The 17,029-nt window shown below is 44.2% G+C and carries 19 protein-coding genes and 2 tRNA genes; 15 read left to right on the top strand and 6 right to left on the bottom strand.

The window, feature by feature from the left end:
• Window positions 1–2 precede the first annotated feature (2 nt).
• Genes RLN88_RS12645 through RLN88_RS12630 form a run of 4 tightly spaced genes read right to left on the bottom strand, consistent with a single transcriptional unit; the run spans window position 3 to window position 1,661 of the window.
• A complete protein-coding gene (locus tag RLN88_RS12645; protein WP_350221773.1) occupies window positions 3–425 on the bottom strand; it encodes a (4Fe-4S)-binding protein in 423 nt (140 codons plus the stop codon).
• A 2-nt stretch (window positions 426–427) separates the two neighbouring features.
• Window positions 428–733, bottom strand: a complete 306-nt coding sequence (locus tag RLN88_RS12640) for a GNAT family N-acetyltransferase (RefSeq protein WP_350221772.1) — start codon at window positions 731–733, stop codon at window positions 428–430.
• Window positions 720–1,352, bottom strand: a complete 633-nt coding sequence (locus RLN88_RS12635; RefSeq protein WP_350221771.1) for a pyridoxamine 5'-phosphate oxidase family protein — start codon at window positions 1,350–1,352, stop codon at window positions 720–722. The genes RLN88_RS12640 and RLN88_RS12635 overlap by 14 nt, the downstream gene beginning before the upstream one ends.
• A 3-nt stretch (window positions 1,353–1,355) precedes the next feature.
• The gene (locus RLN88_RS12630) at window positions 1,356–1,661 is read right to left on the bottom strand and encodes a hypothetical protein (protein WP_350221770.1); all 306 of its coding nucleotides are present in this window, start codon (window positions 1,659–1,661) and stop codon (window positions 1,356–1,358) included.
• Window positions 1,662–1,846: 185 nt separating this feature from the next.
• Here RLN88_RS12630 and RLN88_RS12625 point away from each other — a divergent pair.
• Together RLN88_RS12625 and RLN88_RS12620 are read left to right on the top strand one after the other, a co-directional pair.
• Window positions 1,847–1,921 (top strand) — tRNA-Pro (locus RLN88_RS12625).
• Window positions 1,922–2,004: 83 nt separating this feature from the next.
• Window positions 2,005–2,079 (top strand) — tRNA-Val (locus RLN88_RS12620).
• A gap of 126 nt (window positions 2,080–2,205) precedes the next feature.
• Here RLN88_RS12620 and RLN88_RS12615 read toward each other — a convergent pair.
• On the bottom strand, window positions 2,206–2,751 hold the full coding sequence (locus tag RLN88_RS12615) for a hypothetical protein (protein ID WP_350221769.1): 546 nt from the start codon (window positions 2,749–2,751) through the stop codon (window positions 2,206–2,208).
• Between the two features lie 110 nt (window positions 2,752–2,861).
• On the opposite strand from RLN88_RS12615, the gene corA (RLN88_RS12610) reads away from it, so the two are divergent.
• From corA (RLN88_RS12610) to RLN88_RS12570, 9 genes are all read left to right on the top strand, one after another.
• Window positions 2,862–4,016, top strand: coding sequence for a magnesium/cobalt transporter CorA (gene corA, locus RLN88_RS12610; protein ID WP_350221768.1), 1,155 nt, complete (start codon window positions 2,862–2,864; stop codon window positions 4,014–4,016).
• A gap of 25 nt (window positions 4,017–4,041) precedes the next feature.
• A complete protein-coding gene (locus tag RLN88_RS12605) occupies window positions 4,042–4,563 on the top strand; it encodes a mechanosensitive ion channel domain-containing protein (protein ID WP_350221767.1) in 522 nt (173 codons plus the stop codon).
• Between the two features lie 33 nt (window positions 4,564–4,596).
• Window positions 4,597–5,592, top strand: a complete 996-nt coding sequence (corA, locus tag RLN88_RS12600) for a magnesium/cobalt transporter CorA (protein ID WP_350221766.1) — start codon at window positions 4,597–4,599, stop codon at window positions 5,590–5,592.
• 253 nt (window positions 5,593–5,845) lie between these two features.
• Complete coding sequence (locus tag RLN88_RS12595; protein WP_350221765.1) at window positions 5,846–6,250, top strand: helix-turn-helix domain-containing protein; 405 nt, start codon at window positions 5,846–5,848, stop codon at window positions 6,248–6,250.
• A gap of 87 nt (window positions 6,251–6,337) precedes the next feature.
• A complete protein-coding gene (locus RLN88_RS12590; protein ID WP_350221764.1) occupies window positions 6,338–8,827 on the top strand; it encodes a heavy metal translocating P-type ATPase in 2,490 nt (829 codons plus the stop codon).
• Window positions 8,828–8,835: 8 nt separating this feature from the next.
• Window positions 8,836–9,159 carry a hypothetical protein gene (locus RLN88_RS12585; RefSeq protein WP_350221763.1) on the top strand — a complete coding sequence of 108 codons (324 nt, stop codon included), beginning with the start codon at window positions 8,836–8,838 and terminating at the stop codon, window positions 9,157–9,159.
• A gap of 27 nt (window positions 9,160–9,186) precedes the next feature.
• On the top strand, window positions 9,187–9,576 hold the full coding sequence (locus RLN88_RS12580; protein WP_350221762.1) for an HYC_CC_PP family protein: 390 nt from the start codon (window positions 9,187–9,189) through the stop codon (window positions 9,574–9,576).
• A gap of 105 nt (window positions 9,577–9,681) precedes the next feature.
• A complete protein-coding gene (locus RLN88_RS12575) occupies window positions 9,682–11,874 on the top strand; it encodes a TonB-dependent receptor (protein WP_350221761.1) in 2,193 nt (730 codons plus the stop codon).
• Window positions 11,875–11,897: 23 nt separating this feature from the next.
• Window positions 11,898–12,326, top strand: coding sequence for a heavy-metal-associated domain-containing protein (locus tag RLN88_RS12570; RefSeq protein WP_350221760.1), 429 nt, complete (start codon window positions 11,898–11,900; stop codon window positions 12,324–12,326).
• 3 nt (window positions 12,327–12,329) lie between these two features.
• On the opposite strand, the gene RLN88_RS12565 is transcribed toward RLN88_RS12570, so the two are convergent.
• On the bottom strand, window positions 12,330–12,548 hold the full coding sequence (locus tag RLN88_RS12565; protein ID WP_350221759.1) for a hypothetical protein: 219 nt from the start codon (window positions 12,546–12,548) through the stop codon (window positions 12,330–12,332).
• Between the two features lie 236 nt (window positions 12,549–12,784).
• On the opposite strand from RLN88_RS12565, the gene RLN88_RS12560 reads away from it, so the two are divergent.
• The 4 genes from RLN88_RS12560 (at window position 12,785) to RLN88_RS12545 (ending at window position 16,923) form a co-directional block, all read left to right on the top strand.
• Window positions 12,785–14,095, top strand: a complete 1,311-nt coding sequence (locus RLN88_RS12560; protein ID WP_350221758.1) for a WD40 repeat domain-containing protein — start codon at window positions 12,785–12,787, stop codon at window positions 14,093–14,095.
• Window positions 14,096–14,218: 123 nt separating this feature from the next.
• Window positions 14,219–14,914, top strand: a complete 696-nt coding sequence (locus RLN88_RS12555; protein ID WP_350221757.1) for a DUF6261 family protein — start codon at window positions 14,219–14,221, stop codon at window positions 14,912–14,914.
• Window positions 14,915–14,977: 63 nt separating this feature from the next.
• A complete protein-coding gene (locus RLN88_RS12550; protein WP_350221756.1) occupies window positions 14,978–15,718 on the top strand; it encodes a DUF6503 family protein in 741 nt (246 codons plus the stop codon).
• Entirely contained in the window at window positions 15,715–16,923 is a 1,209-nt protein-coding gene (locus RLN88_RS12545; RefSeq protein WP_350221755.1) for an exo-alpha-sialidase, read from the top strand. Before RLN88_RS12550 ends, RLN88_RS12545 begins: the two co-directional genes overlap by 4 nt.
• Window positions 16,924–17,029: the final 106 nt, after the last annotated feature.

Genomic DNA, 17,029 nt, shown 5'->3' with positions numbered 1-17,029 from the left:
CTTTATCCTTCGAAATTTATCTTCTTATGGCTCCCGTCGCAATAGGGCTTATTGCCTGAAGCCCCGCATCTGCAAAAAGCTGTCACTCGATGCTTCGATGTTTCCGCACCATCATGATGCTTGACTTTAATATTACCATACACCATCAACGGGCCATTTTTCGCCACCTCCACAATCTGCTCCTCGTCTATCTGATCTTCGTCAGATCCTGCGTGTAGCCTGTAAGACAATGCCCCGGAGGGACATTTGTCAATTTGATTTTTAATTGTCTGGTCAGCCGCTCCGTCCACATTTACCCATGGTCTTTGGTTAGGATTAAACACCTTGGGCAAGCCTTTGAAACAATTTTCCGAGTGGATGCATTTTTCCGGTTGCCAGATTACAGTGAGCTCTTTGCTTTCGTATTCTTTGATTTTTTCAGCCATAGCTACAATTTAACTCCTTCGGCGAACATATGCTTATAATCATCCAGATTGTCTTTCAGGAATGATCGGACAAACGGGCATAGTGGGATGATCTTTGCTCCCTCGTGCTCAAGAATATCCAGCGACTCCCTGACCAACTTGTGTCCTACGCCCTGCCCCTCTAGCTTATCTGGCACTTCCGTGTGTACAAGGTAAATCGCGCCGCTCTTACCCACCTTAAAATCAATGATCGCACGATCCTCACCTATAAATAGTTCGAACCGGCTCTCCGACTCATTTTTTACGGTTTTAAGGCTAGCGAGATCCATTTATCAACACTTTGATGTATTCCGGCAGAGGAAGTGATTGATCTTGCTGATGGTCTTTTTCGGGATTTCCATACCTCTGTTCTATGGGTACCAGCCCACACCACGGCGTATTTTCATCCATTTTTACATTTACATCCCCCGTTCTGATCTTTGCAGCAGCATTGGCCAAAGTAAGTCTGGCAATTCTGGTGATGGATACCTGTTCTGGCGTAGGTTCTCCGATATCGGCAATTCTTCCAGGAATGTATCGGTCTGTGAACAAGTTGAAAAACTTAAGTTTTTCTTTTGGATTCACAATCTCTTCTACAATGGAAAATCCAATCACTGACCGGTAATTGAAAGAATGATCAAAGGCCGTAGGAGCCAGCACCAGAGCATCCATGTGTGTGACTGAAAAGCTTACCTCTGTCCCTATAATGCTTTCCATGAAGTGGCTTTTGGCCGAGGCATGGATGTAAAGATGATCCTCAACTCTTGCAAAGCCGGTTGGGATTTGGTGAGGAATGCCCTCACGCATGAAGGCGATGGTACAAAAAAGACCTTCATCAAGTATCTGATATAAGGTCTCTTTGTCATCGGTACCCCTACTTGGATATCTGGATGGTTTTGTATTGGGCATTAATTATGTCAGCAGGATGAGCAGCAACAAAATGATGATAATTGCGCCAATGGAAATGGAAACTTTGCTATCCAGACCCGCCTGCTTCAATTCCTTTTTAATCTCCTTCACCTCCAGCTTGAGCACCTGCTTTTCTTCTTTGTCCATATCTGAGAAGTCCATCTCCCAGATTTCGTGAACTCTGTTCTCCAACTGCTCTACCCGCACTTGCGGATCCGTTGCTTTTTTAGGATCGGTCTCATTCGCAGTAGCTCCAAAAGAAGCGATAGTCAACGCACCGATAAAAACGAAATATTTGATCTTTTTCATAAATGTTTTTAGTTGATTGAATCGCCGATAAATGTAAAACAAAACAGATAATCATTATATGAATTCCAATTCAAAATCCAAGATTGCTACCCTGGATTTTTCTTTTCCAAAAAAATCGAACTCAATACTAAAATTTAAAAATTGAATTTCTACATTTGCGTTCCGTTTTCAGAAACGGAACTGTTCGGGGTATAGCGCAGTCCGGTTAGCGTACCTGCTTTGGGAGCAGGGGGTCGTAGGTTCGAATCCTACTACCCCGACTAACTGAAGCCTTCATATGATGAATATGAGGGCTTTTTTATGTTATAAAAACTATTGATTTTTCTACTTTTGCATCCTTTATGGGAAGTTAGCTCAGTTGGTTTAGAGCACCGCCTTGACAGGGCGGGGGTCGCTGGTTCGAATCCAGTACTTCCCACTTTAGCCAAGCATTTGTCTGGATTTACGCTTTAGATGTCGGATTAGAGCTAGTTAGTTCGAATGCAAAGCATTCACGAGGGATTGTGCGGCATGCAAGTGCGTATGAGTAACCAATCTTCCCGCTCTACCCCAATCCAATAAACAACAACCACACCCCCCCTAAGAAATGCCAAAACAAAAACACATTGTAGGCATACTGGCGAGACTTTGAATGTACACGGTATTCCCTGATTTGGCGAAAGACAGAGATCAACAGGATCATTCCCACGAGAACATGAAGGAAATGGATGAGAGAGAAAGGAAAAAGGATGTTCCTAAAAGTGAGGTTGGCATGGAGCAGTTCTTGCCAGCCGATGACCTGAAGAACGGAAAAAAGCAGCCCAAAAAACAACCCTAATCCCGTAAACCGGAAGGCCTGCTCAATCTCGTCTTCCCGTATCTTCATCTGCCCCATCACAATCAGGCCACTACTCACCAGCATAAACCAAGTGCCCACCTCATAGATGGTAGGGATCACAAGCTCCGGAAGATTTTGAAGAAGCCACACCACCAGCAATGTCACGAATATGAGCGAGCTGGTGACGATGAAAAGTTTGGTCATATGCTTGCCGGCATTGATCATTCGCTGCTTTTCCAGCAACCGCTCCTGTACTATTTCCCTTTCACTCATATACGCTTACTTTAACATTACATCCATATTCAATGTTTCAACGCAAGCATGCTTTCCTTGCGTCTACGTTCTGTTTTCTTTTTTACGCATCCATCCAGTAATTTGTAGGTATGAGAAAGAATCTTAAAAAAATCAATCCCATGGACCTGGCCCGACCGGACAAGCTGCTTTTCAAAGGATTAAAAACTTTGAGCGATCTCACCCTTACTCCACGAAATATGTATGCGGATCTGAAGTCGCAATCCAAGGGAAAGGCGGAGATCACTTTTATCGGGGAGAAAAAACTGGAAGAAGTAAAGGTTCAACTGTTTTCTTTTAATGGGGAGGATATAGAGGAATCCAATGAAAAAGATTTTTCTGTGATGGAGAATCTAAATAATTCGCACATTCACTGGCTCAATATCCATGGACTACACGATGTAGAACTGATCCAGAAACTGGCTGAGACTATGAATCTGGATCGCCTCTCTGTAAGGCATTTGCTGGATACTACACAGCGCCCGAAAGTGGAGGAGTTTGACAATTACCTATTCTTTAACATCCGCTCGATGCTGCTGGACGAGGATGATCAACTGGACGTGGAGCAGCTATCCTTCGTGCTGGGAAAAAACTATGTGATCTCATTTCAGGAAAAAGAAAGTGACCACTTTGATGATATCCGCTACAAAATCCGGGAAGGGATCGGGTTTGTACGAAAACGAACCTCCGACTACCTGATCATCCAGTTGCTGGATGCCATCCTTGACAATTATTTTGAAACCATTGAAGACATCAATGAAGACATTACCGAGCTGGAGGAAGAGGTCTATAAAAACCCACAGCAAAAAACCCTTTTGGCCCTAGAGAAAAGTAAGAAGCGGGCAGACCTAATCAAAAAATCCCTTACTCCATTCATGGAATCGATCAACTACATTCTGAATAACCGAACATCCTTCTTTCAAAAACCTAACATCAAATACATCAACGATCTGCGCATGAGCTGCGCCAACGCGCTGGAAGAGGCGGACTCCACGGCCCGCTCGCTGGAAAGTCTTGCTAATATCTACTATGCATCCTTGAGCCAGAAGATGAATGAAACAATGAAGGTGCTGACCACCGTGGCTACCATCTTTATCCCGCTTACGTTCATCGCCGGCATCTACGGGATGAACTTTGAGTATATGCCCGAGCTACAGTATAGAAATGGGTATTTTGTCATCTGGGGTGTGATGATTGCCATATTCATAGGAATGTTGGTTTACTTCAAGCGAAAAAAATGGTTGTAGGACTCCTATCCCCTAAATTTGATATATGAACCAAATAGAGGCGTTTCTTGCTGCCATTAATGAAAACTACTTCATTCAGGCGGCACTCACATTAGTTATTGTCTTTGGATTTGTTATCTCCCGCTGGGTAATTCGAAAGAGCATCAATCGTTTAGGTAAGAAATTTAGCTACGACCCCAACCGAACGGCTGCTACTAAGCGAATACTTCTATTCTCGCTGTACACTGTTTGCATCACCATCCTCATCATTATTTGGGGTGGAAACCTGAACAATCTGTGGGTATCGCTAGGAAGTATCCTCGGTGTAATAGCCATAGGCTTTTTTGCAATATGGAGCATCCTGAGCAACATAGTGGCAGGCATCATCATTTACACCATCAATCCTTTTAAAATCACGGACACAATTACACTGCTGGAGAAAGAAGTAACCGGAAAAGTGATTGATATTGGGCTGATATATACAAAATTGGAAGATGAAGATGGCATCATCACCGTCCCAAATAATATCTTCTTTCAGCAGGTGGTGAAGGTGAAATCCAGCCGATAATTGCTTAAATTTCCTCACAATCCCCAACTCACCATGCAAAAAAACGAGGTAATCCTGGAGGCTTTTGACTACTCGCAGGACCATTTCAGGCAAATTGACTTCAGTTCCATAGACAAACTCCATGCGCTCAAAAATCCATCCACTACTTCATGGATCAATATAGACGGGCTTCAGGACAAGGAATTGCTCCGCTGCATTTACGAATTGTTTGAGCTTCATCCTCTTCTGTTGGAGGAGATCCAGGATGTGAGCCAGCGACCCAAGTTTGAGGAGTTTGACGAATACATTTACATCACAGTCAAAATGCTAAGTTGTGATCCGGTGACCGACAAAATCCTTACAGAGCATTTGAGCATTGTGGTGGGTAAATATTACCTTATCACCTTTCAGGAAGGACTAGCAGGTGATGTATTTAATCCCATCCGGGAACGAATGAGCCGCCCAAAATCCAAGCTACGGATGAACGGCACGGACTACCTCACCTATGCCATTCTGGATGTGATCATTGATAACTACATCTCCATCATTGAACGATTTGGTGAGCGCATCGAATTAGTCGAACGAAAGTTTCGTGGAAACCAGACCGACAATATCCTGGATGACATCTATGAATACAAGATGGAGATCAACTTTCTCAGAAAGACCATCCGTCCGGTAAGAGAGCTTGCCGTCTTACTGGAGAAATCCGAATCCGAAATCATCGATGACAAGACCGTGCCTTACCTCAAGAGCCTGGTTGATCATATGGCCCATGCTACTGAGGCTATCGAAACGTATCAGATCATGCTCAACGATCAGCTCTACATCTACCAGACCCGGATATCCAATAAGCTTAACGACATCCTGCGAGTGCTCACAGTCTTCTCCGTGGTTTTCATTCCGCTTACGTTTATCGCGGGTGTATATGGGACCAATTTCGATTATCTTCCGGAGCTACACTTTAAGTACTCCTATGGCATCTTTTGGGGCATCCTCATTGTCACGGCCGCCTCAATGCTCTACTACTTCCGGCGCAAGGGATGGCTATGATCATTTCGGACTTTATCATGACTCATTATTATTGGAATAAGCCCAATGTCTGAAAACATTCCTCATGATTATATTGTAGATTAACCTGAGTATGTCCGTAGTGATCCACATCAAAAATATGGTCTGCCCGCGATGTATTGAGGCAGTGAAGAAATCTCTGGATGAAGCAAATATTGGATTTGAAAAAGTGGCTCTCGGAGAAGTGTAACTAAAAAAATCACTGGATAAGGAGCAAAAAACAAATCTATCTTCTTTGCTGAAATCAAAAGGCTTTGAACTACTGGAGGATAAGACCTCAGCGATTATCAGCAACATCAAGGGTTTGATTGTGGAGCAGATTCATCACACTGAGCAACCGCTGAAAGTCAATTTCTCCACCTTCCTATCTGAAAAACTTCATAAGGATTACTCCAGTCTCAGCAAGCTATTCTCTTCAGTTGAAAGCATTACAATTGAGAAATTCATTACCTCACAAAAAATAGAAAGAGTAAAAGAACTACTATTCTATAATCAACTGACACTCTCCCAAATTGCACACACGATGAATTATAGTTCGGTTGCTCACCTATCCGCGCAATTTAAAAAAGAAACAGGGCTTACCCCCTCCTCCTTCAAAAAGCAGCGACAGCCAAAAAGGAAGTCGATAGATAAAATTTGAGTAGGCAAAATCATATAACAGTTTCCAAAAATTCTGTAACACTTCCATATAGTATAGGTTGCATTTTTGTATCCATATTATTGAATTATGAAAAAGACCTATACTATTTCCGGGATGTCATGTGAGGGATGTAAAAGTCATGTGGCAGATGCTTTGCTATCACATGACAAGGTAGAAGCTGCAGCAGTGGATTTAGCTGCCGGCAAGGCTTCACTCACCATGCAGGAAGAAGTATCCATCGATGAATTAAAGGAGACTCTTCATGCACACGGTGATCGATATGACATCCACTCAGAATATCATAAACATGACCATCACCATCAGGCAGCATCAAAAAAACAGCATGATACTGGAGGAAAGTATTACTGCCCGATGCTGTGTGAAGGAGATAAAAAATATGATGAACCGGGAGATTGTCCAAAATGCGGAATGGATCTCGAACAGGAGCAATCAGTAAGCGGTACTAAGAAGACCATCTATACCTGCCCCATGCACCCTGAAGTGGAGCAGGATGAGCCGGGCAGCTGTCCGAAATGCGGGATGGATTTGGAACCTAAGTCTGTTTCCAATGAGCAAGGCTCCAGCGAAAAGAAAGCCTATCTCAACATGCGTAAGAAGTTCATCTGGTCAGTGGTATTTACCCTGCCGGTTTTCTTTATCGCAATGAGTGATATGGTGGGTGTCTCTCTTACAAATATTCTCAGTGAAAGATCATGGGCATGGGTACAGTTCATCCTTTCCACACCAGTAATTTTCTATACCTCCGGTGAATTCTTCGTGAGAGGTTATAAGTCCATCATCAATAAGTCTCCAAACATGTGGACATTGATTTCATTGGGTGCCGGAGCAGCGTATTTATTTAGCATCATTGGACTTCTGTTCCCTGATATGTTTCCTGAGCAGTTCAAGACCGAAAATGGAAACGTACACCTTTACTTCGAATCAGCCGCTGTGATTCTTACACTCATTTTATTGGGTCAGGTACTGGAACTGAAAGCCAGAAGTCAAACTAACTCCGCCGTTCGGGAGCTTCTAAATCTTGTCCCACAGGAAGTCATTGTCATTCGCGATGGAAATGAGAAAAAAATTCCACTGGAGGAAGTAGAAATCGATGACATTATAAAAATCAAACCAGGCGAAAAAATCCCTGTTGATGGAGAAATCACAGAGGGCAAAAGCTCCATTGATGAATCCATGATTACCGGAGAACCTAACCCAGTAGAGAAAAACACGGGTGATGAAGTAATCGGTGGTACCATCAATGGTACCAACAGCTTCCTGATGAAAGCGACTAAAGTGGGAAGTGATACCCTCCTCTCTCAGATAATCGAAATGGTAAATAAAGCGAGCAGAACCAAAGCGCCCATTCAAAATCTGGCAGATAAAATCTCCAGTTACTTTGTCCCTACGGTCGTATCGATCGCTATTATTTCATTCATCGTATGGGCTTTATGGGGACCTGATCCTGCTATGGTTTATGCTTTTACCAGTGCGGTCACCGTGCTGATCATCGCTTGTCCTTGCGCGTTGGGATTGGCCACCCCCATGTCTATTATGGTTGGAACCGGAAAAGGCGCCAAACAGGGCGTACTGATCAAAGATGCCCAGGCACTGGAGGAGATGCACAAAGTCACCACGTTGGTGGTCGATAAGACTGGCACCATCACTGAGGGTAAACCTTCCTTACAGCATATTGAGCCCTTCGGTTCAAGTAAAAAAGATGAAATCCTTCAATGGGCAGCATCACTGGAAAACAGTAGTGAACACCCGCTCGCTCAGGCTATTGTGCAGGCTGCTGAACAAGAAGATTTAAAACTGATAGAGGTGAAAGATTTTGACTCCATTACCGGCAAAGGAGTGAAAGGTAAAATCGAAGGAAGTGAGATTGCGATCGGAAACGAAAAGCTTTTAGAGGTATTTAACCTTCAACTCAATCCTGATCAAAAAGAAGTCATAGAGAAAAGGCAAAGCCAGGGTGAAACGGTCATGATCCTGATCAGAGATGAGAAGATTGAAGGTTTCATAAGTGTTGCTGATGCCATCAAAACAACATCTGCAGAGGCCATCAAGTCCCTTCAGGATTTAGGTATCGAAGTGATTATGCTCACCGGAGATAATCGCAAAACAGCACAGGGTGTTGCAGAGAAACTATCACTGGATGGATTCGAAGCTGAGCTGCTGCCCGAAGACAAACATAGCTATGTAGAAAAGCTGCAGCAGGAAGGAAAAGTAGTTGCCATGGCTGGTGACGGCATCAATGATGCCCCTGCCCTGGCTCAGGCTAATGTCGGCATTGCCATGGGAACCGGAACGGATGTCGCCATTGAAAGTGCAGGCATTACTCTGGTAAAAGGCGAACTGGATGGTATTGTGAGAGCCAGAAAACTCAGTGAGGATGTAATGAAAAACATCAAACAGAATCTCTTCTTCGCGTTTGGTTATAACATGCTCGGTGTACCAATTGCAGCAGGAATTCTATTTCCGTGGTTTGGGATACTACTCAGTCCAATGCTTGCAGCACTGGCCATGAGTTTAAGCTCTGTTTCGGTGATTGGAAATAGCTTGAGGTTGAGGTAAATTTAGATATGGGAAGAATCGTTATCGCCTGTTATCGTCCCAAGCTAGGGAAAGAAAGTGAATTGGAAGAACTCACCAAAACCCATCATGATCGGTTACTTTCGGAGGAACTTGTGACCAAAAGAAAACCAATCGTAATGAGAGCGACTGATGGCTCAATTGTTGAAGTTTTTGAATGGAAATCAAAGGAAGCTATCGAGCAAGCTCATACTAATGAAAAGGTCAAAAAAATGTGGGGAGAGTATGCTGAGGTGTGTGAATATGTAAAACCTATAGATATTGACGAATTTCAACAGCTTTTCTCTGAATTTGAACCAATAGATGAACCATAAGTATCTGATATACGTATCTTTGCAACAGTGAGAATAGCTAAAAACATAGCAAACACACTTCTGGCAATTACACTTCTGGTAGCCACGACAGGGATTACCCTCAATAAGCACTATTGCATGGGTAGGCTGATGTCTATTGCTGTTTTTGAGCACGCAAAAAACAGCACCGGAACCGACATGCAGGATCCCATGCCATGCTGTGAGGATACCAGCCAGGAGCTGAAGGTCGAAGAAATTACAACGATTGCCTTCAACTTTGACGCACAACCCCTACTATTCCAGGTAGCAGCAATTGATTTTTCGTTGCTTAAGAATATTGCATTCGCAGTAGAAGAAACCAAACCTCATTTTCAACATTATTCGCCCCCACTCCCCGACCGGGACATACCGATCTTTGTTCAGTCCTTCCTTATATAGAGTGATGTCATGCTGAGACTAGCCGTCCGCACTAGTTTCAGCATCTATTAAATCGAAAGACCCTGAAATAAATTCAGGGTGACTTAAAATTTAAATGCTCTATAAATGAAACATACATTTCTATTCATATTATCAATTATGATCGTATTTAATGCCGAATCACAAACAGTACGCGGCATGGTTGCGGATCAAAGTCATCAACCTCTAATCGGCGCTACAGTCATGGAACTGGGCACCCAAAACGGGGTAGTGACTGGAGTCAACGGAGACTTCTCGCTCAAGCTTTCTTCACGCGACAGCAAACTTGCGATATCCTATTCCGGATTTCTTGCCGATACGCTTGATGCAGACCTCTCCAAAATGATGCACATAATGCTTCAGGAAAATGCTGCTGAGCTAGACGAAGTGGTAGTGCAGGCAAGTAGCACATTCATGGACAACCTGGAGTCAAAACATATTGAAGTCATTACGGAAGCTGAGCTCACCAAAGCCCCCTGCTGTAACCTCTCTGAGAGTTTCGAAACCAATGCATCAGTAGATGTCTCCTTTACAGATGCCGTGAGCGGTGCGAAGACTATTCGTATGCTGGGATTGGATGGACGCTACGTTCAGATCAACCGGGAGAATGTGCCAAATGTGCGCGGACTGTCAGGCAGATATGGCCTATCATATGTGCCAGGCACGTGGGTGCAGTCTATCGATGTAGGCAAAGGAGCCGGAACCGTGGTGAATGGATTTGAATCCATGACCGGTCAAATCAACGTAGAGCTAAAAAAACCGGAAAATAGCGAGAAGCTTTATTTAAACGCCTATGCCAATTCGTTTGGTCGATTTGAAGTAAATGCAAATCATGCCAAAGAAATTAATGACAGATGGAGTACAGGGCTACTCTTTCACTCCAACTATTTCAACAATGAGATAGATCAAAATGACGATGGGTTTATGGATCTTCCTAAAGGTCGCCAAGTCAACGTGATGAACCGATATAAATATCAGGGAGAAAAAATGGTTTCTCAGGTAGGTTTTACTTTCATGCGGGATGAAAAAGCGGGAGGCCAATCGGGTTTTGATTTCGGAGATGACTTTCGTACCTCTTCCGAATACGGATTTATGAACAATACCACACGTATAGAGGTCTTTGGAAAGACCGGCTTACTGTTTCCCTCCAAGCCATACAAAGGCTGGGGTTTCATCTACTCCGCATCTTACCTGGATATCGACGGAGGATTTGGTCGGGACAATTATGAGGGAACGGAGAAGACACTATATGGAAATGTCATCTTCCAAAATATTATTGGGAATTCATTTCACCAATATAAAACCGGTTTGAGCATGCTCTATGATGACTTTGATGAAATTTACGCAGATTCGGCATTCAGTCGTCAGGAAGTGGTGCCCGGGCTTTATTACGAGTACACTTACTCTCCCGGCGAAAAATTCACCCTACTCGCCGGAGCACGAACGGATTTCCATAATCTGTACGGAACATACTTCACCCCAAGGCTACATTCCCGATTTCAGTTTTCTGAAAACACAACCCTGAGAGCAGCGATCGGGCGCGGGTATAGGACACCAAATACCATCGTGGAAAATAGCAACATTCTGGTTTCATCCCGACAGCTAATCATTGAGGAGAATCCCGAGCCTGAAGTTTCATGGAACATGGGCGGTAGTCTGGTGACAGCCATAAAAATCGGAGACAAAAAGCTGAACCTGATAGCAGACTACTTCTATACCACTTTTGAAAATCAGCTGATCTATGACATGGATGCCAACTCAAGTCAGTTGAGGGTGTATAACCTCAGGGGAAAATCCTATGCACATAGTTTCCAGTTGGAAGGGAATTATCAGTTTTCAGATCGTCTGAGTGCAAAAGCAGCATACAAATTTTATGACGTGAGAGCAACCATCAACGGAGAGCTAAGAGAAGTACCCTTTAATGCTCGTGACCGCTTTTTCCTGAACACCTCCTACTCAACCAGATTTGATAAATGGGAAGCGGACGCCACCTTACAATGGTTTGGTGCCAAGCGACTTCCAAACACTTCAGATAAGCCGGCAGAATTCCAGCGAGGTGTCTCCTCCCCTGATTTCTTCTTGCTCAATGCGCAGATAAGCCGGGGGTTTAGATGGGGAAACATCTACCTAGGGTCTGAAAATTTGCTTGGTTTCACCCAGGATGACCCTATCATTGATTCAGATAATCCTTTCAGTGATAATTTTGATGCATCATTGGTTTGGGCACCTATTGCTGGGCGGATGATATATGCAGGATTTAGATATAAGATTAAGAATTGACAATGAATAATTTAGAATTAACAATGAATCACAATAGAGAGAAATTCAGCTTAAGAAAGGGGACTTTAATGCCAATCATTTTACTATTAGCATCAATACAATCCTTTAGCCAAAAAGAGCCATTAGAAGTAGATGGTGGCTTCAAAGTGGAGATACAAACCTCTGCCATCTGTGAGATGTGTCAGTATACTTTGGAGAAGGATTTAGCTTTCGAAAAGGGAGTAAAAGAAGCTACACTCAATCTGGAAGACAAGGTGATGACCATTGTTTATAACCCAAGCAAAACAGATGCTCAGACATTAAGGGAGCGAATTACCATGGTAGGCTATCATGCAGATACCTTAGCACGCAATCCCATTTCTTATGAAAAGCTTCCGATGTGTTGCAAGGATGGATCACATGGTACGCCCGTTCCTCAGGTTCCTCTTCAACCTAAGAAGGATGGCAATTAGCAACTATTTCAGGTTGACATACCGACGGGCCGCTATGCAATAGTCAAGAAATGACCTGTTGAGTTTTTCCTCGTTCAGCTTGCAGACATACCCTGCGACAGACTCTGCATTGTCGGCTAGCGCGTCCCCTCTTTCCTCACTAAATTCATGCAAATCATTCGTGAGTTTTTTGATAGCTTTCCTAAGCTCAGACTGGTGAGAGGGGACTTTTGTATTAATCATGGTCGCTGGTTATCTGAGGTCAAAAGAAGTTGAAAATTTCATCAATCTCACTATGTGAGATGGAGTGATTTTACGCTATTCTCATTTCTTGATTTGACCGTAACATTTTCTTAAATGCAAGCAAAACTTCCAACTCTCAGGGCCGATGATAATTAACCTTGCCTCTAACCAAGAAGCAATATCAATTCTATTTTGGAAGGCATCTGATATCATCCGGTTTTTTCGTAACTTGTGGTATGCGTCAACTTATTCTTACCTTCCTTCTGGCTGCTTTTATAAGCCTGAAAGCCCAAACCAGCAGCAACCCTACCACCACGGAGCTGGTAATGTCCATGTCGCAGCGCTCACTGGTGATGCCGGGATACCTGACTGAACTCAAAGCTCTCGTAGCACAACAAGCCTACATATTCTGGAAAGAAGGAAATGTTGAACCCTACGTCTCCCACCTAAACGTGTACCAGGCACTATATGAAGCCAACAAATACCTTGGCTATGATTCCATCCGAGGGCTGGCTTACAACCAGGTAGGGTTTCATTCTAATACTGTGACGTCAGTCGTCTTCGGGGCAGATCCAGACTCCTACTACTCTTCTTCCACAGATGGCAAAATCTACAAGTGGAGTATGTCTGATCCACAAAAAATCCCGAAAACTGTATATGCATCCGACAAAATCATCCAGTCCATAGAGATGTCCAATGACGGGAAGATACTTATGGCCATCTTCTATCAGAAAGGACTTGCCCTGATCCCCACCGAAAAAAACCAGCAGGAAGACCTGGGAGTGCTGGAAGACCCTCAACCCGTGCAGACTGCCACCTTTATCCCTGGTGAAAGAAGATATCTCAGTGTAACTAAGGCAGGGGATTTGATTTTGAAAGGATTCAATGCTCAAGCCGAAAATGTGGGTAAAACGGCACTTAAGGTAAATCAGCTCAAGGTAGACGAGCAGGACGGCACTATCTATGCCGGCACAGATCAGGGCGTTTTGGAAGCGTGGGAAAAGCCCTATGAAGTGAAAGAAAGCCCGATCGAAGACATCATGGAAAACTGGCGGAAGCAGTCCTACTTTGGGTATGAGCTTGGCAGCTTCGCCATTAAATGCCTCGACATCAGCCCGGATGGAAACACATTGGCCATCGGTCGGGATCGTGGGGATGTGATCCTGTGGGATATTCCCAATAAGCAATTGATCCGGATCATATCCGGCCATCAAAGCACCGTTACCGACATCCAGTACAACGCGAAAGGCGACCTGCTGCTGACCACCAGCAGGGACGGCACAGCCCGCATTTGGGACCTTACTGATTCGCGCAAGCTACCTATCATCCTCGATGACCATGATGACTGGGTATTTACCGGGAGTTTTGATCCTTCAGGTACCAAGATCATCACCGGAGGTGCCGATGAGTATATCCGCACCTGGCCCATCGACCCGGCCTATTTTGCTTTCCGCATTTGCGCAATGATAGACAGAAACCTGACCAAGGAAGAGTGGAATGAATTTGTAGGGAGCGAGATTGCTTACGAGATAACGTGTGGGGAGTGAAAAAATTGATTTGAATTTATTCCATCCTCAAAATCTTCACCCTTGTCGAAGTTTAATTTCACATTTAATAAGAAGGTGCTTTCTTGGTAGCAAGAACCTAATTACAATTAACACCAACGAACCATGCTGAAGCAATTTTCACACTCACTATTAACCTCCGAAGAACTTGTGGTCATCTCCGAGCGAATGATCCAGACCGTAAACTCCTCCCCCCTCAAAGCAATATTGGAGAAAAGAATAAAGAAAACCACAGAAGCTTCCAGCGTATTGTCCGAAGCACTCACCGAGAGCTTGTCTAATGTTTATGCCTCCCGCGTGCAGCAGGCTGATTTGCTCCGCGACGATGCTTTTCAGGCATTTAAGTACGGTGTGCTTTCTGCATCCTATCGCACGGAACCATCCATCAAGCAAGCCGGGGAAAGGCTGGTGGAAGTGGTGAGGAAGCGGGGATTCAGCCTTTACAATCTGGGGTATATTGCGCAGAGTGAGGCCATGAGAAGCCTTGTGGATGATCTCAATACCCTGGCACCAGAGATCTCCTATGCCGGGGTGGCAGACCTGCTGGAAGAGATGCTCAATGCCCATGAAAATTTTAACCAGGTATATCACGACAAAATGAATGACGGCTCCATCGGGGAAACACCCCAAGTGGTGGTATGGAAAACCGAGCTCTCCAAACAAATAACCCTTTTCCTAAATCATGTAGAGCTCTTGGAAGAAGACAAAGAGGAAGGGATCACAGACTTGGTAAATAAGCTCAACGGCATTATCTCAGACATGATGCAGCAAGCTCAGGAACGCCAGCAAATGGCACAATAATTTTTTACCCGATTGACTCTGGAATGACAAACCTTTTCCTACCTCTTCTACGTTTGGGAGTTGATGAAAAAGTTATTAGCTGTTTTTTGTATTATCACTGCATGCAGTGCTCCCACTCCTACAGCTCAGAGCATTGTGGACAAAGCGATTGAATTTTCCGGCACTGAGCAACTAAGAAATGCGCAGGCATCCTTCAACTTTCGGAATATCACCTATAAGTATATCATGGAAGATGGCCGCTTCATTTATTCCCGCACGCAGATAGATACACTGGGGAATGAAGTGAAAGATGTGCTGAGCAATGATGGCCTGTTTCGCTACATCAATGAAGAGATTTCCAACATTTCCGAAGAAAAAAGGGCCGCCTATACCAGTTCGGTAAACTCTGTGATCTACTTTGCCTTCCTGCCTCTTTGGCTCAATGATGAAGCAGTGAATAAAACCTTCCTGGGAGAAGTGAGTCTTGAAGGCAAGGACTATTATAAGATCAAAGTCACCTTCGATGCTGACGGTGGAGGGGAAGATTATGAGGATGTTTTCATTTATTGGTTTGATACCGAGGACTACAGTATGGACTACCTGGCCTATAGCTACAATGAGGAAGATGAAGGCACAGGGATGCGCTTCAGGGTCGCCTACAATCCAAGAGAGATTAATGGTGTGATCATTCAGGATTATAGAAATCTTAAACCAAAAGTTAAGGGCAGTGTGCCTTTGGAGGAAATTGATCAGGCTTTTGTGGACGGTAAACTCGAAGAATTATCCCTGATTGAATTGGAGGATGTGGTAATTTCGATCCCATGAAATGGCTATACCTGATCCTCCTTACTTTACTAACTTTTTGCTCCCAACCACAAAAGGAGAAACCTGAAGAAACCAGCACCTCCCCAACATTCATGGTCAGTCCGGCGAGGGGAAACGCAAGCCTCCCCCATTTAATCAAAGGCAATGACAATAAACTCTACATCAGCTGGGTAGAGCAGGGTGATTCCAACCTGACAAGTTTCTACTATGCGACACTGGAAGGTGATGAATGGACTGAGCCTCAATTGATCGCTTCCGGCAATGATTGGTTTGTAAACTGGGCGGACTACCCCATGATTGCAGTGGATAACATGGGCAACATGAGTGCCCACTATTTGGCAAAGAGCTCATCCGGCACCTACTCCTATGATGTAAATGTGGTTCTTAAATCTACCGGAGATAGTACTTGGTCTGACCCAATCATTCCCCATACCGATGGCACTCCAACCGAGCATGGATTTGTGACTATGCTGCCACAAAATGATGGCACTTTTTTACTTGCCTGGCTGGATGGGCGAAAGACAGGGGCTGGTGATCATGGGCACACCAGTGGAGCCATGACTTTGCGATCCGCAGTGCTGGATATGGAAGGAAATCTAAGTGAAGAAGGGGAACTCGACGAACATGTTTGTGACTGCTGCCAGACCGGAGGCCAGATAATTAGTGATACGCCAATGATCGTGTATCGAGACCGATCAGAAGATGAAATCCGCGATATGGCATTTGTCACGAAAACAGAAGGAACATGGAGCACACCCAAAGTTGTAGCCCATGACAACTGGAACATTGCCGGATGCCCAGTCAATGGCCCAAGAATCGCATCTTACAAAAAGACCGCTGTTGTTGCGTGGTATACGAGCGCACTTGGAAGACCTACCGTGAAAGTTGCTTTTTTGAATCCAGACAATTTTCTGGAATCTACAATCATCGATGACACCAATCCAATGGGTAGAGTCGATGTAGTGATGATCAACGAAGACTCGGCTTTCGTTAGTTGGCTGGACGGAGGAGACAAGCCAGCCATCAAATACAGAATGGTAAACCGCAATGGTTCCATGTCTTCAGAAAGAGCCGTATCGGAGACATCCGAAGCACGAGGAAGTGGTTTTCCACAAATGGAATTGGTTAACAATACCCTCTACTTTGCCTGGACAGAAGTTGGTGAGGAGAGTACGGTAAGGTTAGCAATTCAAGAAATAAAATAGCCGGCTTTAATACCGGGCTGCTGTTCTATTCATGCCTCAACCAATTAACGGTGGGGAATATTTTGAATTTGGTTAATATTATAATTCCTTGACTGGATAAAGTAGA

It is taken from the genome of Ekhidna sp., from assembly GCF_040223195.1.
Lineage (GTDB): Bacteria > Bacteroidota > Bacteroidia > Cytophagales > Cyclobacteriaceae > Ekhidna.
The sequence above is the reverse complement of the archived record's forward strand: the minus strand, read 5'-3'. Positions and strand labels throughout refer to the sequence as shown.

Excerpts from the sequence above, each read along its gene's own strand:
- RLN88_RS12555 (WP_350221757.1), top strand. The coding sequence starts at position 14,219 with ATGCTGAAGCAATTTTCACACTCACTATTAACCTCCGAAGAACTTGTG.
- RLN88_RS12550 (WP_350221756.1), top strand. The coding sequence starts at position 14,978 with ATGAAAAAGTTATTAGCTGTTTTTTGTATTATCACTGCATGCAGTGCT.
- RLN88_RS12560 (WP_350221758.1), top strand. The coding sequence starts at position 12,785 with ATGCGTCAACTTATTCTTACCTTCCTTCTGGCTGCTTTTATAAGCCTG.
- RLN88_RS12570 (WP_350221760.1), top strand. The coding sequence starts at position 11,898 with ATGAATCACAATAGAGAGAAATTCAGCTTAAGAAAGGGGACTTTAATG.
- RLN88_RS12635 (WP_350221771.1), bottom strand. The coding sequence starts at position 1,352 with ATGCCCAATACAAAACCATCCAGATATCCAAGTAGGGGTACCGATGAC.
- corA (WP_350221768.1), top strand. The coding sequence starts at position 2,862 with ATGAGAAAGAATCTTAAAAAAATCAATCCCATGGACCTGGCCCGACCG.
- RLN88_RS12615 (WP_350221769.1), bottom strand. The coding sequence starts at position 2,751 with ATGAGTGAAAGGGAAATAGTACAGGAGCGGTTGCTGGAAAAGCAGCGA.
- RLN88_RS12545 (WP_350221755.1), top strand. The coding sequence starts at position 15,715 with ATGAAATGGCTATACCTGATCCTCCTTACTTTACTAACTTTTTGCTCC.
- RLN88_RS12630 (WP_350221770.1), bottom strand. The coding sequence starts at position 1,661 with ATGAAAAAGATCAAATATTTCGTTTTTATCGGTGCGTTGACTATCGCT.
- RLN88_RS12575 (WP_350221761.1), top strand. The coding sequence starts at position 9,682 with ATGAAACATACATTTCTATTCATATTATCAATTATGATCGTATTTAAT.
- corA (WP_350221766.1), top strand. The coding sequence starts at position 4,597 with ATGCAAAAAAACGAGGTAATCCTGGAGGCTTTTGACTACTCGCAGGAC.
- RLN88_RS12590 (WP_350221764.1), top strand. The coding sequence starts at position 6,338 with ATGAAAAAGACCTATACTATTTCCGGGATGTCATGTGAGGGATGTAAA.
- RLN88_RS12645 (WP_350221773.1), bottom strand. The coding sequence starts at position 425 with ATGGCTGAAAAAATCAAAGAATACGAAAGCAAAGAGCTCACTGTAATC.
- RLN88_RS12565 (WP_350221759.1), bottom strand. The coding sequence starts at position 12,548 with ATGATTAATACAAAAGTCCCCTCTCACCAGTCTGAGCTTAGGAAAGCT.
- RLN88_RS12585 (WP_350221763.1), top strand. The coding sequence starts at position 8,836 with ATGGGAAGAATCGTTATCGCCTGTTATCGTCCCAAGCTAGGGAAAGAA.
- RLN88_RS12605 (WP_350221767.1), top strand. The coding sequence starts at position 4,042 with ATGAACCAAATAGAGGCGTTTCTTGCTGCCATTAATGAAAACTACTTC.
- RLN88_RS12640 (WP_350221772.1), bottom strand. The coding sequence starts at position 733 with ATGGATCTCGCTAGCCTTAAAACCGTAAAAAATGAGTCGGAGAGCCGG.